Source organism: Thiocapsa bogorovii (assembly GCF_021228795.1).
In the GTDB taxonomy this organism is placed as follows: Bacteria; Pseudomonadota; Gammaproteobacteria; order Chromatiales; family Chromatiaceae; genus Thiocapsa; species Thiocapsa bogorovii.
On record NZ_CP089309.1, the window covers coordinates 1,581,569 to 1,601,311 of the forward strand.

Consider the following 19,743-nt stretch of genomic DNA (forward strand, 5'->3'; position numbering starts at 1 on the left):
GGATCCCCGTCATGAACCAAGGCTGGACCGAACGTCGCCGTCCGATACGCCTCGAACGCCGTTTGGAGTTCGCCGACTACGAGAACACCCGCGATTTTCTCGATCGGGCGGCCGCACTCTCCGAGCGTGTCGGTCTGTACCCGGACATGAGCTTCGGACGAACCTACGTGAACATCACTTTGCATGCCGAAGACGACGCGAACGAGGTGGGAGAGCCGCTTCGGCAGTTCGCGCGCGAGATCGATGCGCTGCTCGACACCGAGAGGACCCTCGATGAGTGATCAGCCCGTCAAAGAAGACGTTCCCGAAAGACCCGAGGCGCCGACCGAGACATCGCCCGCCACTCCTGCAAAGCGCCGAGCGTCGGCCAAGCCGAAAGCGGTACCTCGATCCACCGCGAGCAGCACTGCCTCCGCGTCGACAGCCGGCAAGCGCACGGAGAAGAGCCAATCCGGGCCGCGCTCCGCGATCGTCGCCGGTACACGAACCACCACCTCAAAGCCCATCAAAACACAGGCAGAGCCGACGAACACGGTGTCGCGGTCCCGCAGGGTTTGGCCGGACTGAGCGCCCGAACGCTGCTCACCCCCACCCGGCAGTGACCCACTTCGTGCTGAACACAAGCCTTCAACGGCCTTAACGATCGCATTCAAGCGATCGCTCACCTGCCGGGCGACGACCGCTTCGGCTCCCGGATCCCGGTTCAATCGTTAGCAGGGCAAGATGATGACCACGTCGAGCCAGGCCCCAAAAGGGTTGCCCCAAAGCGATGCAACCGGTCGCTTCGTGCGACACGCCACCTTGCGTCAGCTCCAACTTCTCGAGGCCATCGTCCGTCTCGGCAGTTTCACGCGTGCCGCCGAAGAGATGTTCTTGACCCAACCCACGGTGTCGATGCAGATCAAGAAACTGACCGACACGGTCGGGACGCCTCTCTTCCTGCATGTGGGTCGCAACGTCGAGCCGACCGACGCCGGACGCGAGGTCTATGCCGCCTGCCGCACCATCCTGCGCTCGCTCACCGACCTCGAAATCAAGCTCGCCGACCTCAAGGGACTAAAGAGCGGGCATTTTCGTCTAGGCGTCATTACGACCGCAAAATACTTCGCACCCGAGATCCTCGGTGCCTTCTGCGAGCGGTTTCCCGGCATCGACGTCTCGCTGAAGGTCACGAACCGCACCCGCATCATCGAGCGGATGGCAGCCAACGACGACGATCTTTACATCTTCGGCGAGCCCGCCCACGCCGGCCTGGATGTCGAGGCGACCTTTCTCGCACCGAACCCCCTGATCATGCTCGCGCGGACCGATCATCCGCTGGTCGGTCAATCCGGGATCACGATGGAACGTCTGGCACAGGAGCGCTTCCTGCTCCGCGAGCCCGGCTCGGGCATCCGCGACTCGGTCGTGCGCAGCTTCGCAGAGAAGGGCCTGCGCCCGAACGTGCGGATGGAGCTCGGCAGCAACGAAGCGATCAAACACGCGATCATCGCCGGCCTCGGAATCTCTGCGCTTTCGCTTCACACCCTCACGCTCGACGGGGGTGCCGGGCGACTCGCGATGCTGGATGTCGAGGGCTTCCCGATCGAGCGGAGCTGGTATCTAGTCCACCCGAAGGGCCGCGATCTTTCGACCATCGCCAAGGCATTCCTGGCCTTCGCCGTCGACCTCGAGCGCGAGATCACCGCCTCGCTCGAGCGAACCTACGACCTCTTGCGAGCCCCGTCGGCACGCTAAAACGCATCGGGAAGACTTGCCGGCTCTGCGTTGGGCTTTGCGATTCGAGCCGGCGACCGCAAATATCGGTTACCGGAAATTCACCTGAGTAACGACCATGCCGACGCGACTTTTCCTGGTTCGCCACGGTGCGACCGAGCTGACTGCCGAGGATCGTTTCTCGGGCGCGACCGATGTACCGCTCTCCGAGGAGGGACGCAAGCAGGTCGAAAATCTTGCCAGCCGCCTCGCTGGCGAGCCGCTCGATGCCATCTATGCGAGCCCGATGGGGCGCACGGTGGAGACGGCACGGATCCTGGCCAAGCCTCACGGCACTGCGGTTCGCGTCGAGACGGAGCCCGCGCTGCGCGAGATCGATTACGGACACTGGGAAGGAAAGACACGGGCCGAGGTCGAGGCGCAGTACGGCGACGAATACGAGAATTGGCAGGAAGACCCACTCACGATCGCGCCGCGAGACGGTGAATCCGGCGTTCAAGTGCTCGCGCGGGCCTTACCGGTTGTGCGACGTATCGTGGAGCAGCACCACAAAGGCTCCGTGTTGGTGGTCTGCCACAAAGGAACCAACAGGCTTCTGATCAGTAGCCTGCTGGGTTTCGATGCGCGCGGTTATCGCGATCGGTTGGATCAGAGTCCGGCGGCGTTGAATATTCTAGATTTCGTCAGCCCGGTGCGGGCACGCCTCCGCCTCTTCAACGATGTCTCGCACTACGAAGGTGTTCCCGATCGCACCTTCTCGCAACGCCTGTCGCGTTGGTGGTCGCCGCGCAGCTGATCTTTGCCCGCGCCGGGGATGGGTTGTGCCAAGGGAGAAACGACCAGCTCTCTCAGACGGCGGCAACTCGCCCTGCGCCGCATCGCACGGTGCCGAGATCATTGCCGATCGGTTTCATCGGCACATACGGACCGGCCGCACGTTCGGCTTGCGCGATTTCAGCCCGCGCCTCTAAGCATGCCTCGGGCAGGCACCGCGACCGCCATGCTGGCCCCAAGCCCGGCCGCAGGATCACCCGCACGTGCGACATGTTTGCCCCATTCAAAGAAGAATGCGTTCGATAGACTGCCCCCGTAATGTCCCCGCAATGTAGAGGCCGATATGACTGATGCTCCTGCAGACACCGGCGAATTCATCCGCTGGGAATCCGGCTTCCGGAATTGGGTTACGCCGGACGGCAGCCCGGGTCCGTGCGGCGAGGGCGGCTTCAAGGCCGAGCCCGGCCGCTATCACCTCTATGTGTCATACGCTTGCCCCTGGGCCCATCGCACGCTGATCTTCCGAGCGCTGAAGGGCCTGGAGGATGCGATCTCCGTATCGGTCGTGCATCCGGTGATGCCGTCGGAGAGCTGGGTGTTCGGCGACTATCCGGGCGCAACGCCGGATCAGCTTCACGGCTTCGAGAAATTGCACCAGCTCTACGAGCACAGCGCACCGGGCTTCGATGGCGTGGTCACTGTGCCGGTGCTGTTCGACAAGCAGCGTGACGTCATCGTCAATAACGAGTCGTCAGAGATCATCCGCATGCTGAACAGCGCCTTCGACCACTGGGGGCGGGCCGACGTGGACTTCTATCCGTCGGAACTGCGCGAGGACATCGACGCCGTCAACGCGTTGGTCTACGAAAACATCAACAACGGCGTTTACCGGACCGGCTTCGCAACGACGCAGAACGCTTACGAGGCGGCCTTCGATCGGCTGTTCGAGACCCTCGATCAGCTCGAAGCCCGGCTCGTACGGCAGCGCTACCTGGTCGGCGACGCGATGACAGAGGCAGACTGGCGCCTGTTCACGACCCTGGTGCGCTTTGACCCCGTCTACCACGGCCACTTCAAATGCAATCAGCGGCGCCTCGTGGACTATCCCAACCTCTGGGCCTATACGCGCGAGCTCTATCAGGTGCCCGGCGTTGCGCCGACCGTGAACATGGACCACATCAAGCGGCACTACTACGGCAGCCACAAGCAGATCAACCCGAACGGCATCGTACCGAAGGGGCCGGCGCTGGACTTCACGGCGCCCCACGGGCGCGATCGGCTCGGCGGCGGAGGCAGTCCCGAGGAAAAGCGGGGAACGTGAGAAAAAGGGGACGGCAAACGCGGGGAGCCCGTCCGCTGAAGGATCCGAGCGAGCACCGAGACGCTCAGGGACAACCTGCGCGCCCGTGTCGAGCATCCGTTTCACGTGATCAAGAAACGGCGTGACCTAATGACCGAATGGACGACCCGTATGAGCAGCACACCTTCAGAACAGAATTGCTACTTTTGTAAAGTTTCAAGGGGCGAAGCCGACCCCTTTATCTTTGAAAACCGGTCTTTTGTGGGAATCTTCGACACTCACCCCGTCAATCCAGGGCACGCCTTGATGATTCCAAGGAGGCATGTCCTATCCATTTTTCAGCTGACCGAAACAGAGCAAGCGGACTATTTCGATGCCATTCGTGGGGTCAAAGCCGCTATTGAAGACACTGATCTGAAGGAGCTTTACTTAAACATGCTCGGCAGGGACGATCTCAAAGACCGGCCCAAAGACCATATCGAGACAGTCTTGAAGCTGAGTTTCCTGGGAAATAAGCCTGATGCATACACTGTCGGCAACAACGATGGAAGAGAAGCAGGAAGAAGCATTGACCATTTACATGTCATTCTCTTGCCGCGCTATCGCGGAGATGTCGACGACCCTAAGGGCGGTATTCGCAATGTGATACCGGGAAGAGCAAACTATCCGAGACGTTGAAGGTTGGACGGGGGGCAGAACGGGAATGGGGGGCGAGTACCTGTCTTGTCGCCACTGAAACCGGCCAACCCTTCCTTGGTGGCAATTTGCCAAGCGGTCGCCGCGCTCACCCAAACAGGATTCGCCTCGTTTCCGATCGCGGTACGCGCGGCCGGAGACAGTTTGGCATCTCCATCAAGCCACCACAGCAGGGCATGCGTATCGAGCAACAAGCGCATTTTAGTCACAACGGCAACTCGCCCTGCCCCGCATCATCGGCTCAGCCTGCTCGTCCAGCTTCCGCTGGCCTGCCGCACTTGGGCAACTAGAAGCACTGCACGGTCATCGCTTCAAACTCCCGACAGAAGGAATCATTGCCGACGGGCTGTTCTTGATCGAGTGCCGGCCGCAGATCGCCCACCGATTTGTCGTCGGGCGCTCCGCGTAACAGCGCCCGATAGACGCTTCGGCGCGTTTTATCGTCATCGCCGAGGCCGGGATAGCGCGCGTCCGGCGTAAGCAGCGCGATCGGTTCGCCGCAGGCATTGGCGCGGTAGCTGCGTCAGACGTCGAGAGCAGCAGAGCCGGGGAAGGTTCCCCGGCGCCGCCAGCGCGTTATTGATATTTCGCGCAACCATCCTTGTCTTTGATCGGTTCTAAGAACATGGCGTCGAACCATGGCACCTGTTTTCCACAGATATGGTAAAGGTTAACCGAATTAGAGTGGCCCTTAAAGAACAAACCTATGCCAACGACCACGATGGCGAATATAAACAACAGGAACAGTGATCTCATCAAAGATTCTCCTGAAGTGGCGGCAAGTGACGGCTCGACGGCCAGTGTTATCTCGATCTCTCTGCATATTCGAAATCCAAGCGCCCACGCGAGTCCAAGACGCCAGGAGGCTTGAGATTAGCGAGGACTGACGGGCTGGTCAACGGTTACGAAACAAGTTGACTGTCAATCAGATAGCCTCGACTGCGCGCAAGAGCGACGGGGATAAAGGCGTCGGCCTCAATTGATTCAACGGCCACGCGTCCTGTCGGTATCCTTGGCTATTGCGGCTCGTCCAGCTTCCGCGGCCTGCCGCGCTTGCGCAATCGGCAACGCTGGCCGGTCATCGCTTCGCTCTCCCGATAGAAGCGATCATTGCCAACAGGCTGGTCTTGGTCGAGTGCGAGCCGCAGATCGCCTGGCGGTTTGTCGTCCGGCGCTATGCGGAAGTGTTCCCGGTAGGCGGCACGGCGCGCGTCTTCGTCATCGCCGAGTCCGATGTGGCGCGCGTGCGGCGTCAGTAGCGCGCCGAGCTCACCGATCGCGCTGGCCGGGTAGCTGAACCAGCGGTACAGGGCGGGGTCCGCCACCATGCCGGCGTGCACGGGTTTCAGCTCGACGCGACGCTGGCCGAGCAGCAGGTCGGTTTCGGCCGGGACCAGCGAGAATTTGTAGCGGCCGTCCCAGAGGGTGCGGGTACGCCCATAGGTGTGGTTGACGCACTGCACGTAGCAGCGACCGACCGAGACCAGCACCAGCGGCACGCGTTCGGCCTGTTCGGGCGCAAGCAACAGATGGAGCTGGTCATCAGCACGTAGGCGTCCATCCGGCAGCGCTCGCGCGTCCGCCCCTTGCGCTGCCAGCCGGGGAAATAAGCCAGTCTTGGCCCTCGAAGAAGCGCGCCGCTCGGTTCTGGCCGCGCTGCATACTGTGCAGCGGCAAGTCATCGACATGAATCCGTGTCCGGCGGAGCATGAGGAACAAGGATAGCAGCAGAAATTGAGCCCCATTTTGACGCCCCTCTGCTGCGGCTCCTGCCTTGACGACATTGAACTGCCCGACTGCTATCCTGTCCGCTGATAGATCTTCGCGAGCTACATTTGAAGGTAGGCTATGGACATTGACCGAATCACCTTGGATCCGGCTGTCATGGGCGGCAAGCCCTGCATCCGAGGTCTGCGGGTCACGGTCGGAACGGTGCTCGGACTCATGGCCGAGGGCGTCAGCAGGGAGCGCATCCTTTCCGCGTACCCCTATCTCGAGCCCGAGGACCTGGATGCAGCGCTGGCCTATGCCGCCTGGCGTCTGGAGGAACGTGAAGAGGACCTAACCGCGGCATGACCCTGCGGCTGGTCATCGATGTCAATCTCTCGCCGGAGTGGGTACCTGTTCTGACCGAAGCGGGATTCGAGACCGTCCACTGGACGCAGGTCGGAGATCCTTCTGCGCCTGACCGCTGTTGTCTCTCACACTGTTTCACCGGCCGGTTCTCGGATTATGTCGCAGCACACTGCGGGCGCTTTCCCGCACTCATGACTCCGGTGGAGCAGTGTTGGGAGATGGAATACGGTGAGGAAGGTCGCGTGAGCGGGCGGTGTGCGTAAGCGGCCGCGGACCGGGGTTCGTCGGGGTCGCGACGGGGTGAAGGGTCAGGTCTCACATGTAACGCAACCGCAGGTCCGGTCAGAATGGTAGGGCGAGGTCTCCGACGACACCCTCGTGACGTCTCATGGTCCGACTGACGGTCATGCGGCTGACGCCGAAATGCTCGGCGATGGCCTGCATGCTGTAGGCGCCGCTGCGGAACGCCTCGACAATCGCGGAGTCGCGGTCGGGACAGCTCGAAGCATAGTCGTCCAACGGCTTTGCCAACGCACGGCGCTGGCGTTTCGGGATCTCGCGCAGCGGACGCTTCGGGTCGATCAGCGCCTGCATGCGCTCGACAAATTGCTCGGATCCCAGGTAGATCTGGCCCTTCAGCCCCGACCAGGGACCGGCGGCGCCGATGCCTTCGGCGACGAACCGCCGGTAGCCGGCCACCGCTTCGACCCTGCGCTCGGCGAACGCCCGCAACAACCAGTCCGTCTCCAGGAATGCCGGTACCGAGCCCTCCTCTCCGACCGTCGCACGGTAACTGCTCCACGGCCAGTCGCCCGGCGCTCGCACCATTCCGGCGCGGACGGGATTCAGCACGACATAGCGGGCCAGCTCCAGCAGGTAACGCTCACGCTCCACCAGGATGGCCTTGAAACGGCCCTGGAACAGGTGCCCGACGCGCCCGTGGGCGCGGTTGACATACTGCGTGTAGACGCCGTTGAGCTGGCGCATGCCTTTGGAGAGATTGGCATCCGGCGTCTCCAACAACAGGTGGTAGTGGTTCGTCATCGGGATCTCGCGCAGCGGACGCCTCGGGTCGATCAGCGCCTGCATGCGCTCGACAAATTGCTCGGAGCCCATGTAGATCTGGCCCTTCAGCCCTGACCAGGGACCCGCGTCGCCGATGCCTTCGGCGACGAACCGCCGGTAGCCGGCCACCGCTTCGGCCCTGCCCTCGGCGAACGCCCGCAACACCCAGTCCGTCTCCAGGAATGCCGGGACGGGGATCTCCTCTCCGACCGTCGCACGGTAACTGCTCCACGGCCAGGCGCCCGGCGCTCCTACCATTCCGGCGCGGACGGGAATCAGCACCACATAGCGGGCCAGCTCCAGCAGGTAACGCTCACGCTCCACCAGGATGGCCTTGAAGCGGCCCTGAAACAGGTGCCCGACACGCCCGTAGGCGGCGGTTCAGGTACTGCGTGTACAAGAGCGAACCCTCGCCATATGCACAGAGCGAGGCGTCGATGTATCCCGGACAGACGGGCCGGCGATTGTCCCTCCCCCAAGAGAACCTCCCTCAGGAAAACCTCCCCCAAGAACCGAGCGGTAGTTGAACCGCAGTGAACATGTTTTGACCGTTGCCTTTGTCTGTTTTGAACAGCATCTGAGCAGGGCGGGGATAAGATCCTCACCGTCTGTGCTACTTCAACCTTTCAGAGAGACGCAAAACATGTCGATCCGCAACGCAACACTGACCACCGCCGCCCTACTCGCCCTTGGACTGAATGCCGGAGCCATCTCGTCCGCCCTTGCCGGCGAGGGCTGCGACCGCATGAAGGCCGCCCGGGGTCATTCGGGCTATGAGTATCCCCCGATGGCAGGATTCGTCAGTCACGGTCACGGGTATCACCGTCCGCCGATGATGGACCCTTACGGAATGCAGCCCGCCATGTACTGGGGCACGCAGCCGCCGACCCTCGTGAAGACGTCGCTGGCAGAGACCGCGGCCGCCGCCCCCGGCGACATCGTCGACGTTGCGATCGGCGCCGGGAGCTTCGAGACGCTCGTGGCCGCCGTGAAGGCCGCCGGATTGGTTGAGACCCTTAAGGGCGAAGGCCCTTTTACGGTGTTTGCACCGACCGACGAGGCATTCGGGAAGATTCCCCGGGATGAGCTCGAGGCCCTGCTCGCAGACAAGGATGCCTTGGTTGCCGTGCTCACCTACCACGTCGTCCCGGGCAAGGTCATGGCGGCGGATGTCGTCGGCCTCGACAAAGCCACGACAGTACAAGGAAGCACGCTCGCGATCGACACCAGTGACGGCGTCAAGGTCGACGGCGCAAAGGTCGTGCAGGCGGATATCGAAACGAGCAACGGCGTCATACACGTCATCGATGCGGTCATGATGCCCGAGTAATCAAGCACGGCATGCCGTGACGTGTGACCCTCCGCGACGCAGCGCTCAGGAGCCAATCGCGTCGCGGCACTCTCTTCCCTGCCGTGCCAAACTCACCCGGAGAATCCTCATGTATCCATCGAGATCATATCGCCCGTCCTACGGAAAGACCCTGATCATCATCGGGGCCTTGTTCGCCCCGACCCTTGCAATGTCATCGGAATCTGGGCCGCACACCGAAGGGGTCGGTCTCCCCGGCGCGGCGATGTCGGCGCCCAGTCGAACGCCCGCACCCGCCCCGCTCACCAACTCGGTAAACGATCGGGTCAACTGGGCCGGATTTGTTGCGGACGTCCTCGAAAACAAAGTGACGAGTGCGGTCGATACACCCGTTTCGGTCGAGTTCTTCATGAGTCTTTTCCGCGCGGTCAGTTGGGGATCGGCACCCGGCGTCGATGGGGCCTATACGCTTTTCCTTCCCATCGACAGCGCCTTCTCGCAAACCTCCGGAGAGAGGCTTGATGCGCTGATCCATAACCCCGAAGCGTTGCGGTCACTGATCGGCGCACACATCGTCTCCGGCAGATTGACGGACGCAGACTTGGAGCGCGGCGGGGCATTCACGTCGTTGAGTGGCGATCGGATCGCGGCCGACTGGACCGAAACCCCGTCTGTCAACGGGGCAGCCGTGATCGGCACGACAGAGCTCGAGCACGGTGTTGTGCACGTGATCGATCGCTTGTTGTGAGATCCGAACAGCCCGGACGGTGACGCCGCGGCGGCCGACAAAGAGGTCTGGTAATTGAGCGAAAAATGGTGGTCCCTTTTCGCATTTGGAGGGATAGGCTGTACCTCCTAACCTGCTGCCGACCAGTCGGGCCCGGTCGTCATTCTGCTGCGACTCCGGCCCTTGAAGACAGTGAACAGTCCGACTGCTATTCCGCCTGCTCAACGATCTTCGCGTGCCGCATGTCGAGGTAAGCCATGGACATCGATCGAATCACCTTGGATCCGGCTGTCATGGGAGGCAAGCCCTGCATACGAGGTCTGCGGGTCACGGTCGGAACGGTGCTCGGACTTAGGGCGGAGGGTGTCGGCAGGGAGCGCATCCTTTCCGCTTTTCCCTATCTCGAGCCCGACGACCTGGATGCAGCGCTGGCCTATGCCGCCTGGCGTCTGGAGGAAGTAGAAGATTGACAAAGCGTCGCAGTGTCACCCTTTAGCTGACCCCGCCCGTATGAGGCGGCCATTAGACTACCTCAACGGCCTCGACCGGCATCATATCTACCTCCCGGGCCGAGCAGACGGGCCTCCGCGAGCGCGCCATGCCCTTCGGTCAGCGGGTGGCTGGTGGAATATGTCGTTCGTGGTAGACCCGGACCACCGCCTTGACATCTTCGGGGTGGTCAGCTCGCTCCATTTCGACAACGGCCTCGCGCAAGAAGGCGGGGAGGTCTGCCGGCATGTGTTCCGCCATTCGGTCGAAGGCGCACTCCATGAGCTCGCTGTCGTGACTGCGGATGGCGACACTGTTCAACTCATTGTGCATCAGGCGCGAGGATTCGGCGGACTCGATGCCGGACTCCACGCCCGGGGTGAAGGCGGTTAACACCTCGTCCATCAAGTAGCCGAGCGTTGCCAGCCGCTCGGGCTCATGGGTCTCGCGGGCCAGGGCAGCGAAGGCATTCGCCACGGGCTCCAGGCTTTCGAGCCTAGCGCCGAGGCGGGCAATGGATACCGCTAGGCCGGCGACCGCATGGCGCAGTTGTTTCAGTTCTTCGAGACAACCGGCGGTCTCCAGGTCCGCGACCAATCCGGTCGTGGCGCGCAGGAGTTGGTTGCCGGCGACCTCGATGTCTTCGGCGGAGCCCATCGCTGCGCCATCGCCGTCCAGGTTCACCTGCGTCCCGTCGCTGCTTAAGCTCACGGCGAGGTTGACGAACTTAACCAGTGCGTAGCCCGCGGAATGGGCGCGTTCCAGGGTCTCCGGGTCATCGGGATTCGCTTCGGTCAGAACATCGAACGCCGCACTGATGACGCTTCCGATGCTCTCGATTGCTACGTTACCTTGGCTCATGGTCAGGGAATCCTCACACGGATGAAGGGCGAATGCCCACAGGTCGTTCGCGCGCTGCCGTGCGTTGGAGTGATGCAAGTGGTTGGTGCGCAACAGACGCAAGTCATACGACGTCTCCAATTTTCCGCACGCAAACAGTCGGGTATCAGCCGAGTATAGGCTACCCAGGACTCTCTTGCGGTTTGAGGTTCCCCACGAAAATTGGAGAATCCGCGGTGCGGCAAAGGCAAGCGCGGCGCACGTCGGACCATCTGTTTGTGGCTCGAAGCCGACCTGCAGATCTCCGGGTGGCCGGGCCTCCGATGTAAGTAAGCGTCCGGCGAACTACCGGATTGACCCTTCCCTTTTGAGGTCGTCCATTTTCAGATTGTGCGGCAGCAGCGCCGCGACCGCCTCGGGGGACTTGGCACCGGGCAGGTGCTCGAAGAGGTGGTTGAGGTAGGCCCAAGGCTCCAGGCCATTGGCCTTGGCGGTTTCGATCAGGCTGAAGAGCAGCGCGCTGGTTTCGGCGCCCTTGGGACTGCCGGCGAAGAGCCAGTTCTTTCTCCCGACCACAAAGGGCCGGATGGCGTTTTCGGCGATGTTGTTGTCGATCTCCAGGTGCCCGTCCTCGAGAAAGGTGATGAGGATCGGCCATTGGCCGAGGGCATAGGCGATGGCTTCGCCGAGCAGGCTTTTGGGAAGCACGCGGGTGGCGGTGCGATCCAGCCACCGGCGGATGCGCATGAGGATCGCTCGACTGTGCTCGCTACGCCCGCGCAGCCGGGTCTGGGGATCGGCGTCGCGCAGGCGCCGCTCCACCGCATAGAGCTCCCCGATCAGGGCCACCATCTGCTGCGCGGCACCGGCGTTGCGCCCGTTGGCGGCATCGACGAACTTGCGTCGCACGTGCGCCCAGCACCCGGCATGGCCGATGACTCCGGGCGCAGCGGCGAGGACACCATAGGCGCCGTAGCCGTCGGATTGCAGATACAACGGCAGCGGCGGCGGATCGACGTCGCTCGCGAACAGCACCCGACGAGGGACTTCCGCGGCCCGGCTCGGGGCATACTCGAACCAGCGCACCGGTGTGCCCGGCGGCCCGCCGCAAAACACCCACATGTAGGAGTCTTGCGTGTTCTCGCGTCCGGGCTCGCGCAGGACCTGCACCGGCGTCTCGTCGATATGCACCACCGCTCCCCGGCGCAGCAGGTCTTTCAGCGCCGCGGCGACGGGTTGCAGCGGAACCTGCAGTTGGATGAGCAAGCCCGCCATGGTTTGGCGCCCGAGCGCGATGCCCTCGCGCGCGAAGATCGTCTCCTGACGATACAGCGGCAGGGCATCGACGAACTTGGCCGTCACGATGGAGGCCAGCAATGAGCTGTGGGCGATGGATTTGGGGATGATCTGCGCCGGACGCGGGGCGATCTTCACCCCGACCTCCGCGCCCGGCACATCTTCGTTACGGGCAACGTATTTGGCGCGCTTGTATTCGATGACGTAGGTCTGGCGGGGGATGACCGCCAGTTGCTCGGAGCTGTCGTAGCCGATCAAGACCCAATCCTCGCCCATGGCGGCTTTCTCCGCCTCGGGCAGATCCAGGATACGCTCGACCCGCGGCAGATGGCTCGGCAGCGGCCGGCGCACCGGCTTGCCCTTGGGCGGCGCGAGGGTGTCTTCGGCGGGTGTCGCCGGCGGCGCGGTGTCGGCCGGCAGCTCGGCTTCCAGTTCGGCGATCAGCGCCTCGAGCTCGGTCTCGTCAAACAGCCCGAGCTGACTCTCGGGGATGCGATCGGCACTGCGGCCGAAGCGCTTGCGCCGCAACAGCTCGATGTACTCGAGCAACTGGTCAATACGCCGGGTCTGCTGTTGCAGGGTATTGGAGTGCTGTTCCAACTGCAGCGACTGTTCGGCTCGCTCGCGTTCGGATTGCGCCAGTTGATCGCTTAACCGGCCAATGATCCCGTGGAGCATCTCGGGGTCATTCGGAAGTCTTTGAAGCGGGCCGTCCATGAACTGAATAATACCGGAATACCGACCTTCATTCGAGCGTCATCGCGTTTAAAGCAGGTCGAATTCAGCCCGCCGATGGGCTTTGACACGGCGCGGATCGAGCCCTTCGAGCAACCAGCCCAATTCGCGGATCGAGAGCATGACCGGTGTGACGCTCTGCGGCGCCGGCCACCAAAACCGCTCGCGCTCCAAACGCCGATACCACAGCCAAAAGCCGTTGTTGTGCCAATAGAGAATCTTGAGCTTGTCGCGGCTGCGATTACAGAAGACGAACAGATGATCCGAGAACGGATCGGCCTGCAGCACATCGACCACCAAGGCCGCAAGACCGTCGATTTGTTTGCGCATGTCCGTGGCCCCTGCAGCCAGATACACCTGCGTGCGTGCGCCGAAGCCGATCATGCCGTCGTGCGCTGCGCGAGCACATCCACCACCCGCGCGAGTGTGGCGCCATCGCATCCGGGCGGGACCTCCAGGCGCACGCCGTCACCGAAGACGACGGTCAGCACCCGATCACGGCGCGCCGGCTCGAGGGCTTCACTGAATTGCACCGGCAGCAAGCATAACGGCGCCTCGGCGCGGGATCGCGCCGGGCCGCCGCCCGCTTGGTGCTCCCGGCCGAAGACGGCCCGCCACCGCGACAGACTCCCGGTGGAAATGCCGTGGTGTTCGCAGTACTGTGCCTGCGTCAGACCACTGCCCGGCCAGCCCCGGACCAACTCCCGCCACTGCTCGCGACTGCGCCGCTTCTCTGCCATGCTTTTCCCCTCGGTGCGTGGAACATGGCGGCATCTTGCAGATCGCGCAGTGCGCGGGATAGATGTATTTCGCTGGACGCTTACCGATGTAACGCAACCGCCGGTCGGGTCAGAGTGGCCGGGCGAGGTCTCCGAGGGCACCCTCGTGACTTTTACGGCACGACTGACGGTCATGCGGCTGACGCCGAAATGTTCGGCGACGGCCTGCATGCTGTAGGCACCGCTGTGGAATGCCTCGACAATCGCGCAGTCGCGGTTTGGAAATCTCGAAGCATCGTCGGCCAACGGCTTTGCCAAGGCACGGCGCTGGCGTTTCGGGATCTCGGGCAGCGGACGCTTCGGGTCGATCAGGGTTGCGGTCGCCGGACTCGCTCGGCTCGCCGATCTTTAACGTCGCGTTCAGCGCGTGACCGTTTCCGGGAATGATCCGCCGAGCTGGCTGCGGATTTGCCGGCGAACGTGGCTCGAGAGATAGAGTCCGTGGATGTCCACAAGCTCATCGACCTTGGTCATGGCGGTCGATGCGTCGAGGTGGCCCAGGCGGTGGGCCAAAACGATCAGTCCAAGGGTGCCGATTGGCCTCAGGCCCATCTGACTGGCTCTGCTCCTGGCGGCTTTGTCGTCGATGGCAACGAGATCGATGCCCTGCTCGCGTGCCAGGACGATGGCTTCGACCTCCCCCCGATGCAGGGTGCCGATCGCGCCTCGAACGAACGCATCCCCGATCTCGGATAATCCCCGGCATTCGATGAAGCCGGGCAGATCCAATCTGGTCTCGGCCACCACCGCCGGTGGTGCGAGAACCTGCAAGAAGCAGCTCTGCAGCATCGGAAGCAACTCAATCTTCGCGAGGAAGATCAGAGGACTGGCATTGGTGACGAGTCTCACGAACGCCGGTCCACGAGCGCTTCGACGAGCCGCAGGTCGTCGTCCACGGTCTCGTCGGCGATGACAAAGCCGTGACCGAAGTGCTCCTTAAGCCGGTAGTGGAACTCCTCGTAGCCAAGGCCGGCGAGGGCCGCGGCGGCGCCGTAAGCGTCCGGCGAACTACCGGATTGACCCTTCCCTTTTGAGGTCGTCCATTTTCAGATTGTGCGGCAGCAGCGCCGCGACCGCCTCGGGGGACTTGGCACCGGGCAGGTGCTCGAAGAGGTGGTTGAGGTAGGCCCAAGGCTCCAGGCCATTGGCCTTGGCGGTTTCGATCAGGCTGAAGAGCAGCGCGCTGGTTTCGGCGCCCTTGGGACTGCCGGCGAAGAGCCAGTTCTTTCTCCCGACCACAAAGGGCCGGATGGCGTTTTCGGCGATGTTGTTGTCGATCTCCAGGTGCCCGTCCTCGAGAAAGGTGATGAGGATCGGCCATTGGCCGAGGGCATAGGCGATGGCTTCGCCGAGCAGGCTTTTGGGAAGCACGCGGGTGGCGGTGCGATCCAGCCACCGGCGGATGCGCATGAGGATCGCTCGACTGTGCTCGCTACGCCCGCGCAGCCGGGTCTGGGGATCGGCGTCGCGCAGGCGCCGCTCCACCGCATAGAGCTCCCCGATCAGGGCCACCATCTGCTGCGCGGCACCGGCGTTGCGCCCGTTGGCGGCATCGACGAACTTGCGTCGCACGTGCGCCCAGCACCCGGCATGGCCGATGACTCCGGGCGCAGCGGCGAGGACACCATAGGCGCCGTAGCCGTCGGATTGCAGATACAACGGCAGCGGCGGCGGATCGACGTCGCTCGCGAACAGCACCCGACGAGGGACTTCCGCGGCCCGGCTCGGGGCATACTCGAACCAGCGCACCGGTGTGCCCGGCGGCCCGCCGCAAAACACCCACATGTAGGAGTCTTGCGTGTTCTCGCGTCCGGGCTCGCGCAGGACCTGCACCGGCGTCTCGTCGATATGCACCACCGCTCCCCGGCGCAGCAGGTCTTTCAGCGCCGCGGCGACGGGTTGCAGCGGAACCTGCAGTTGGATGAGCAAGCCCGCCATGGTTTGGCGCCCGAGCGCGATGCCCTCGCGCGCGAAGATCGTCTCCTGACGATACAGCGGCAGGGCATCGACGAACTTGGCCGTCACGATGGAGGCCAGCAATGAGCTGTGGGCGATGGATTTGGGGATGATCTGCGCCGGACGCGGGGCGATCTTCACCCCGACCTCCGCGCCCGGCACATCTTCGTTACGGGCAACGTATTTGGCGCGCTTGTATTCGATGACGTAGGTCTGGCGGGGGATGACCGCCAGTTGCTCGGAGCTGTCGTAGCCGATCAAGACCCAATCCTCGCCCATGGCGGCTTTCTCCGCCTCGGGCAGATCCAGGATACGCTCGACCCGCGGCAGATGGCTCGGCAGCGGCCGGCGCACCGGCTTGCCCTTGGGCGGCGCGAGGGTGTCTTCGGCGGGTGTCGCCGGCGGCGCGGTGTCGGCCGGCAGCTCGGCTTCCAGTTCGGCGATCAGCGCCTCGAGCTCGGTCTCGTCAAACAGCCCGAGCTGACTCTCGGGGATGCGATCGGCACTGCGGCCGAAGCGCTTGCGCCGCAACAGCTCGATGTACTCGAGCAACTGGTCAATACGCCGGGTCTGCTGTTGCAGGGTATTGGAGTGCTGTTCCAACTGCAGCGACTGTTCGGCTCGCTCGCGTTCGGATTGCGCCAGTTGATCGCTTAACCGGCCAATGATCCCGTGGAGCATCTCGGGGTCATTCGGAAGTCTTTGAAGCGGGCCGTCCATGAACTGAATAATACCGGAATACCGACCTTCATTCGAGCGTCATCGCGTTTAAAGCAGGTCGAATTCAGCCCGCCGATGGGCTTTGACACGGCGCGGATCGAGCCCTTCGAGCAACCAGCCCAATTCGCGGATCGAGAGCATGACCGGTGTGACGCTCTGCGGCGCCGGCCACCAAAACCGCTCGCGCTCCAAACGCCGATACCACAGCCAAAAGCCGTTGTTGTGCCAATAGAGAATCTTGAGCTTGTCGCGGCTGCGATTACAGAAGACGAACAGATGATCCGAGAACGGATCGGCCTGCAGCACATCGACCACCAAGGCCGCAAGACCGTCGATTTGTTTGCGCATGTCCGTGGCCCCTGCAGCCAGATACACCTGCGTGCGTGCGCCGAAGCCGATCATGCCGTCGTGCGCTGCGCGAGCACATCCACCACCCGCGCGAGTGTGGCGCCATCGCATCCGGGCGGGACCTCCAGGCGCACGCCGTCACCGAAGACGACGGTCAGCACCCGATCACGGCGCGCCGGCTCGAGGGCTTCACTGAATTGCACCGGCAGCAAGCATAACGGCGCCTCGGCGCGGGATCGCGCCGGGCCGCCGCCCGCTTGGTGCTCCCGGCCGAAGACGGCCCGCCACCGCGACAGACTCCCGGTGGAAATGCCGTGGTGTTCGCAGTACTGTGCCTGCGTCAGACCACTGCCCGGCCAGCCCCGGACCAACTCCCGCCACTGCTCGCGACTGCGCCGCTTCTCTGCCATGCTTTTCCCCTCGGTGCGTGGAACATGGCGGCATCTTGCAGATCGCGCAGTGCGCGGGATAGATGTATTTCGCTGGACGCTTACGCGGCGCCGAAGCTGATTTTGTGCGCTTGGTAAAGACCGGCAGCGAGGAAGAAATCGCCGGCACCGCTCCCGAGGGGCTCCAGCACCGGGGCGAAGTCCGGATTGATGGTTGGTGTCGGCATGGTCGGGCTCCGGACTTGGTTAGCTGAATCGGGTGGTTGATCTTCTTGAGTTTAACGTGAAATACGTCGGGGCCTCAGACCAAGCCGGCAGCCGCACCATCGTCTTTCATCGTCGTGGGTACCCCAGGATCCGAGAGGCATGAAAGTTATCAACGGTTCAGAAACAACCGGTGCATCTTCGGACTGTCGACCGGGTGATTCAGGCTCAAGTGTCACCGAGCCTGAACCAATTGTTTCTGAATCGTCACGGCGTCAACTGTCAGCGGAATGAGGTGTCGCCGGTCGGCGCGACCGGTGATTGCTACCTTAATTGGCTAAAGCGCGCGGGGATCGAGCAGAAATTAAGCCTAACCCCGGCTTACCAGAGCCGCTGCACCTTAAAGCTGTCGAACAGAGTTTCATTGCTGACTAGCGTCATGCCCTCGACCTGCGCCTGAGCAATCAGCATCCGGTCGAAAGGATCGCGATGGGCGTGCTGCAAAAGGCCAGCCTTGCGGGCATGCTCGACGCTGATCGCGAGTGGGATGAAGACTTGATCGGACAGGATCTCGGGAAGCCGCGCGGCCACCTCGACGGCTTCAGGCAGCTTGCCGATCCGAACCTTGGTGGCAATTTCCCAAGCCGTCGCCGCGCTCACCCAAACAGGATGCGCCTCGTTTCCGATCGCGGTACGCGCGGCCGGAGACAGTTTGGCATCTCCATCGAGCCACCACAGCAGGGCATGCGCATCGGGCAACAAGCGCATGCGTCATCCCTCCCAAGCGCTCAACTCATCCTCGGGCAACGGCTCGAAGAACCCCTCATCGACCCGTGCTCGTCCGGCCATGGTTCCAAACCGGCGTCCCACACGGGACGACCGAATGGCACTGAGACGCGCAATCGGCACGCCGCCCTCCACGATCAAGATGTCATCTCCGTGGCTCGCCTGCTCGATCAACCTGGAGAGCTGAGTTTCGGCCTCACGCACGCTGACTTGCTGCATCTGAACGCTCCGGCTGGTGTGGGCTGAGCAGCCCTCAAAGCGCCAGGGATTGGCAAAACCTGGCGCTCTGGATTAGAGAGACGTGATAAGCATCTAGCCGACCCCCGCCGGCGGGCCTGCAGTTAAGGGGGTGGAAGAGAGCACCTGAGCTGGAGACCCGGCAGGAGGAGTCGACGATGAAACTCTACGGCGGAATCGATCTGCATTCCAACAATAGTGTCGTGGCCCTGTTGGACGACGAGGACCGCGTGGTGTAACGCAAGCGGTTGGCGAACGGGGCGCCGCTCATGCTCGCATCCCTGGCGCCGTATCGCGAGACGATCACGGGATTGGTGGGTGGCGGGGTCAGGTGGATGGCGGGGTCAGGTCGCCTACGTAACGCAACCTCCGATCGGGTCAGAGTGGCGGGGCGAGGTTTCAGAGGACACCCTCGTGACGTCTCACGGCCCGACTGACGGTCATGCGGCTGACGCCGAAATGCTCGGCGATGGCCTGCATGCTGTAAGCACCGCTGCGGAACGCCTCGACAATCGCGCAGTCGCGGTCGGGAAAGCTCGAAGCATAGTCGGCCAACGGCTTGGCCAAGGCGCGGCGCTGGCGCTTCGGGATCTCGCGCAGCGGACGCTTCGGGTCGATCAGTGCCTGCATGCGCTCGACAAATTGCTCGGAGCCCAAGTAGATCTGGCCCTTCAGCCCTGACCAGGGCGCGGCGGCGCCGATGCCTTCGGCGACGAACCGCCGGTAGCCGGCCACCGCTTCGGCCCTGCGCTCGGCGAACGCCCGCAACACCCAGTCCGTCTCCAGGAATGCCGGTACGGAGCCCTCCTCTCCGACCGTCGCACGGTAACTGCTCCACGGCCAGTCGCCCGGCGCTCCCGCCATTCCGGCGCGGACGGGATTCAGCACCACATAGCGGGCCAGCTCCAGCAGGTAACGCTCACGCTCCACCAGGATGGCCTTGAAACGCCCCTGAAACAGGTGCCCAACGCGCCCGTGGGCGCGGTTGACATACTGCGTATAGACGCCGTTGAGCTGGCGCATGCCCTTGGAGAGATTGGCATCCGGCGTCTCCAACAGCAGATGGTAGTGGTTCGTCATCAGGCAATAGGCATGACAGATCCAGTTGAACCGCTCGCAGGTCTGTCCCAGGATGCCGAGAAACGCCGCCCGGTCGCCATCGGCGTCGCCGAGAAAGATGCTGCGCCGCTCGTTGCCGCGTGCCGTCACGTGATAGAGCGCGCCGGCAAATTCCAGCCGGAGGGGCCTCGCCATCGTTCTCCTCGTCGCCGCGAAAAACTACAGAACACCATAGAGCAAGC

25 protein-coding genes and 1 pseudogene are annotated in these 19,743 nt (G+C 63.2%); 10 read left to right on the forward strand and 16 right to left on the reverse strand.

The features are described 5' to 3' along the window. The first annotated feature begins 11 nt into the window (after positions 1-11). A complete protein-coding gene (locus tag LT988_RS07120) occupies positions 12-281 on the forward strand; it encodes a 4a-hydroxytetrahydrobiopterin dehydratase (protein WP_232409504.1) in 270 nt (89 codons plus the stop codon). Here LT988_RS07120 and LT988_RS07125 read toward each other — a convergent pair whose 3' ends face one another. Then, on the reverse strand, positions 282-665 hold the full coding sequence (locus LT988_RS07125) for a hypothetical protein (RefSeq protein ID WP_232409505.1): 384 nt from the start codon (positions 663-665) through the stop codon (positions 282-284). A 61-nt stretch (positions 666-726) separates the two neighbouring features. On the opposite strand from LT988_RS07125, the gene LT988_RS07130 reads away from it, so the two are divergent. The 4 genes from LT988_RS07130 (at position 727) to LT988_RS07145 (ending at position 4,468) form a co-directional block, all read left to right on the forward strand. After that, positions 727-1,737 carry a LysR family transcriptional regulator gene (locus LT988_RS07130; RefSeq protein ID WP_408648074.1) on the forward strand — a complete coding sequence of 337 codons (1,011 nt, stop codon included), beginning with the start codon at positions 727-729 and terminating at the stop codon, positions 1,735-1,737. A 97-nt stretch (positions 1,738-1,834) separates the two neighbouring features. Beyond that, positions 1,835-2,512: a histidine phosphatase family protein gene (locus LT988_RS07135; protein ID WP_232409507.1), complete on the forward strand. Its 678-nt coding sequence runs from the start codon at positions 1,835-1,837 to the stop codon at positions 2,510-2,512. A gap of 321 nt (positions 2,513-2,833) precedes the next feature. After that, positions 2,834-3,811 (forward strand): glutathione S-transferase family protein, encoded by a 978-nt coding sequence (locus tag LT988_RS07140; RefSeq protein ID WP_232409508.1) that lies wholly within the window; start codon positions 2,834-2,836, stop codon positions 3,809-3,811. A gap of 150 nt (positions 3,812-3,961) precedes the next feature. Further along, positions 3,962-4,468, forward strand: coding sequence for an HIT family protein (locus LT988_RS07145; RefSeq protein WP_232409509.1), 507 nt, complete (start codon positions 3,962-3,964; stop codon positions 4,466-4,468). A gap of 74 nt (positions 4,469-4,542) precedes the next feature. Here LT988_RS07145 and LT988_RS07150 read toward each other — a convergent pair. After that, positions 4,543-4,686: pseudogene (locus LT988_RS07150) on the reverse strand (type II toxin-antitoxin system VapC family toxin); the annotation flags it as partial. Between the two features lie 816 nt (positions 4,687-5,502). Continuing rightward, positions 5,503-6,012, reverse strand: a complete 510-nt coding sequence (locus tag LT988_RS07155; RefSeq protein WP_232409510.1) for a hypothetical protein — start codon at positions 6,010-6,012, stop codon at positions 5,503-5,505. A gap of 322 nt (positions 6,013-6,334) precedes the next feature. Here LT988_RS07155 and LT988_RS07160 point away from each other — a divergent pair, with 322 nt between their 5' ends. Together LT988_RS07160 and LT988_RS07165 are read left to right on the forward strand one after the other, a co-directional pair. Continuing rightward, entirely contained in the window at positions 6,335-6,562 is a 228-nt protein-coding gene (locus tag LT988_RS07160) for a DUF433 domain-containing protein (RefSeq protein ID WP_232409511.1), read from the forward strand. Beyond that, on the forward strand, positions 6,559-6,825 hold the full coding sequence (locus LT988_RS07165; RefSeq protein WP_232409512.1) for a DUF5615 family PIN-like protein: 267 nt from the start codon (positions 6,559-6,561) through the stop codon (positions 6,823-6,825). Before LT988_RS07160 ends, LT988_RS07165 begins: the two co-directional genes overlap by 4 nt. Before the next feature lie 79 nt (positions 6,826-6,904). On the opposite strand, the gene LT988_RS07170 is transcribed toward LT988_RS07165, so the two are convergent. Beyond that, positions 6,905-7,951, reverse strand: a complete 1,047-nt coding sequence (locus tag LT988_RS07170; protein WP_232409513.1) for a transposase — start codon at positions 7,949-7,951, stop codon at positions 6,905-6,907. A gap of 319 nt (positions 7,952-8,270) precedes the next feature. Between LT988_RS07170 and LT988_RS07175 the strand changes: the two genes are divergently transcribed. The 3 genes from LT988_RS07175 to LT988_RS07185 all read left to right on the forward strand — a co-directional run bounded on the left by LT988_RS07175 (position 8,271) and on the right by LT988_RS07185 (position 10,133). Continuing rightward, positions 8,271-8,957, forward strand: a complete 687-nt coding sequence (locus LT988_RS07175; protein WP_232409514.1) for a fasciclin domain-containing protein — start codon at positions 8,271-8,273, stop codon at positions 8,955-8,957. Between the two features lie 109 nt (positions 8,958-9,066). After that, entirely contained in the window at positions 9,067-9,684 is a 618-nt protein-coding gene (locus tag LT988_RS07180) for a fasciclin domain-containing protein (RefSeq protein WP_232409515.1), read from the forward strand. 236 nt (positions 9,685-9,920) lie between these two features. Continuing rightward, positions 9,921-10,133 (forward strand): DUF433 domain-containing protein, encoded by a 213-nt coding sequence (locus tag LT988_RS07185; RefSeq protein ID WP_232409516.1) that lies wholly within the window; start codon positions 9,921-9,923, stop codon positions 10,131-10,133. A gap of 139 nt (positions 10,134-10,272) precedes the next feature. Here the strand turns inward: LT988_RS07185 and LT988_RS07190 are convergent, their stop codons facing one another. From LT988_RS07190 to LT988_RS07240, 12 genes are all read right to left on the reverse strand, one after another. Next, entirely contained in the window at positions 10,273-11,013 is a 741-nt protein-coding gene (locus LT988_RS07190; RefSeq protein WP_232409517.1) for a hypothetical protein, read from the reverse strand. 324 nt (positions 11,014-11,337) lie between these two features. After that, complete coding sequence (gene tnpC, locus LT988_RS07195; RefSeq protein ID WP_232406791.1) at positions 11,338-13,005, reverse strand: IS66 family transposase; 1,668 nt, start codon at positions 13,003-13,005, stop codon at positions 11,338-11,340. A gap of 48 nt (positions 13,006-13,053) precedes the next feature. Then, positions 13,054-13,407 carry an IS66 family insertion sequence element accessory protein TnpB gene (gene tnpB, locus LT988_RS07200; RefSeq protein ID WP_232406790.1) on the reverse strand — a complete coding sequence of 118 codons (354 nt, stop codon included), beginning with the start codon at positions 13,405-13,407 and terminating at the stop codon, positions 13,054-13,056. Beyond that, entirely contained in the window at positions 13,404-13,763 is a 360-nt protein-coding gene (tnpA, locus tag LT988_RS07205) for an IS66 family insertion sequence element accessory protein TnpA (protein WP_232406789.1), read from the reverse strand. The genes tnpB (LT988_RS07200) and tnpA (LT988_RS07205) overlap by 4 nt, the downstream gene beginning before the upstream one ends. Before the next feature lie 399 nt (positions 13,764-14,162). Beyond that, positions 14,163-14,651: a DUF3368 domain-containing protein gene (locus tag LT988_RS07210; protein WP_232409518.1), complete on the reverse strand. Its 489-nt coding sequence runs from the start codon at positions 14,649-14,651 to the stop codon at positions 14,163-14,165. A 159-nt stretch (positions 14,652-14,810) separates the two neighbouring features. Continuing rightward, positions 14,811-16,478, reverse strand: coding sequence for an IS66 family transposase (gene tnpC / locus LT988_RS07215; RefSeq protein ID WP_232406791.1), 1,668 nt, complete (start codon positions 16,476-16,478; stop codon positions 14,811-14,813). Positions 16,479-16,526: 48 nt separating this feature from the next. Next, positions 16,527-16,880, reverse strand: a complete 354-nt coding sequence (gene tnpB / locus LT988_RS07220) for an IS66 family insertion sequence element accessory protein TnpB (protein WP_232406790.1) — start codon at positions 16,878-16,880, stop codon at positions 16,527-16,529. Continuing rightward, complete coding sequence (tnpA, locus tag LT988_RS07225) at positions 16,877-17,236, reverse strand: IS66 family insertion sequence element accessory protein TnpA (RefSeq protein WP_232406789.1); 360 nt, start codon at positions 17,234-17,236, stop codon at positions 16,877-16,879. Before tnpA (LT988_RS07225) ends, tnpB (LT988_RS07220) begins: the two co-directional genes overlap by 4 nt. An 80-nt stretch (positions 17,237-17,316) precedes the next feature. Continuing rightward, positions 17,317-17,442 carry a hypothetical protein gene (locus LT988_RS25225; protein WP_269752109.1) on the reverse strand — a complete coding sequence of 42 codons (126 nt, stop codon included), beginning with the start codon at positions 17,440-17,442 and terminating at the stop codon, positions 17,317-17,319. Positions 17,443-17,800: 358 nt separating this feature from the next. Continuing rightward, the gene (locus LT988_RS07230) at positions 17,801-18,187 is read right to left on the reverse strand and encodes a type II toxin-antitoxin system VapC family toxin (protein WP_232409519.1); all 387 of its coding nucleotides are present in this window, start codon (positions 18,185-18,187) and stop codon (positions 17,801-17,803) included. A gap of 3 nt (positions 18,188-18,190) precedes the next feature. After that, complete coding sequence (locus tag LT988_RS07235) at positions 18,191-18,424, reverse strand: type II toxin-antitoxin system Phd/YefM family antitoxin (RefSeq protein WP_232409520.1); 234 nt, start codon at positions 18,422-18,424, stop codon at positions 18,191-18,193. Between the two features lie 417 nt (positions 18,425-18,841). Continuing rightward, entirely contained in the window at positions 18,842-19,696 is an 855-nt protein-coding gene (locus LT988_RS07240) for a transposase (protein WP_232409521.1), read from the reverse strand. Between the last annotated feature and the right edge of the window lie 47 nt (positions 19,697-19,743).

What these genes read in the sequence shown, in the direction of transcription:
- LT988_RS07235 (WP_232409520.1), bottom strand. Translation starts at nt 18,424, where the DNA reads ATGCAGCAAGTCAGCGTGCGTGAGGCCGAAACTCAGCTCTCCAGGTTG.
- tnpB (WP_232406790.1), bottom strand. Translation starts at nt 13,407, where the DNA reads ATGATCGGCTTCGGCGCACGCACGCAGGTGTATCTGGCTGCAGGGGCC.
- tnpA (WP_232406789.1), bottom strand. Translation starts at nt 17,236, where the DNA reads ATGGCAGAGAAGCGGCGCAGTCGCGAGCAGTGGCGGGAGTTGGTCCGG.
- LT988_RS07135 (WP_232409507.1), top strand. Translation starts at nt 1,835, where the DNA reads ATGCCGACGCGACTTTTCCTGGTTCGCCACGGTGCGACCGAGCTGACT.
- LT988_RS07185 (WP_232409516.1), top strand. Translation starts at nt 9,921, where the DNA reads ATGGACATCGATCGAATCACCTTGGATCCGGCTGTCATGGGAGGCAAG.
- LT988_RS07120 (WP_232409504.1), top strand. Translation starts at nt 12, where the DNA reads ATGAACCAAGGCTGGACCGAACGTCGCCGTCCGATACGCCTCGAACGC.
- LT988_RS07190 (WP_232409517.1), bottom strand. Translation starts at nt 11,013, where the DNA reads ATGAGCCAAGGTAACGTAGCAATCGAGAGCATCGGAAGCGTCATCAGT.
- LT988_RS07145 (WP_232409509.1), top strand. Translation starts at nt 3,962, where the DNA reads ATGAGCAGCACACCTTCAGAACAGAATTGCTACTTTTGTAAAGTTTCA.
- LT988_RS07130 (WP_408648074.1), top strand. Translation starts at nt 727, where the DNA reads ATGACCACGTCGAGCCAGGCCCCAAAAGGGTTGCCCCAAAGCGATGCA.
- LT988_RS07180 (WP_232409515.1), top strand. Translation starts at nt 9,067, where the DNA reads ATGTATCCATCGAGATCATATCGCCCGTCCTACGGAAAGACCCTGATC.
- LT988_RS07240 (WP_232409521.1), bottom strand. Translation starts at nt 19,696, where the DNA reads ATGGCGAGGCCCCTCCGGCTGGAATTTGCCGGCGCGCTCTATCACGTG.
- LT988_RS07140 (WP_232409508.1), top strand. Translation starts at nt 2,834, where the DNA reads ATGACTGATGCTCCTGCAGACACCGGCGAATTCATCCGCTGGGAATCC.
- tnpB (WP_232406790.1), bottom strand. Translation starts at nt 16,880, where the DNA reads ATGATCGGCTTCGGCGCACGCACGCAGGTGTATCTGGCTGCAGGGGCC.
- LT988_RS07165 (WP_232409512.1), top strand. Translation starts at nt 6,559, where the DNA reads ATGACCCTGCGGCTGGTCATCGATGTCAATCTCTCGCCGGAGTGGGTA.
- LT988_RS07160 (WP_232409511.1), top strand. Translation starts at nt 6,335, where the DNA reads ATGGACATTGACCGAATCACCTTGGATCCGGCTGTCATGGGCGGCAAG.
- tnpA (WP_232406789.1), bottom strand. Translation starts at nt 13,763, where the DNA reads ATGGCAGAGAAGCGGCGCAGTCGCGAGCAGTGGCGGGAGTTGGTCCGG.
- tnpC (WP_232406791.1), bottom strand. Translation starts at nt 16,478, where the DNA reads ATGGACGGCCCGCTTCAAAGACTTCCGAATGACCCCGAGATGCTCCAC.
- LT988_RS07175 (WP_232409514.1), top strand. Translation starts at nt 8,271, where the DNA reads ATGTCGATCCGCAACGCAACACTGACCACCGCCGCCCTACTCGCCCTT.
- tnpC (WP_232406791.1), bottom strand. Translation starts at nt 13,005, where the DNA reads ATGGACGGCCCGCTTCAAAGACTTCCGAATGACCCCGAGATGCTCCAC.
- LT988_RS25225 (WP_269752109.1), bottom strand. Translation starts at nt 17,442, where the DNA reads ATGCCGACACCAACCATCAATCCGGACTTCGCCCCGGTGCTGGAGCCC.
- LT988_RS07230 (WP_232409519.1), bottom strand. Translation starts at nt 18,187, where the DNA reads ATGCGCTTGTTGCCCGATGCGCATGCCCTGCTGTGGTGGCTCGATGGA.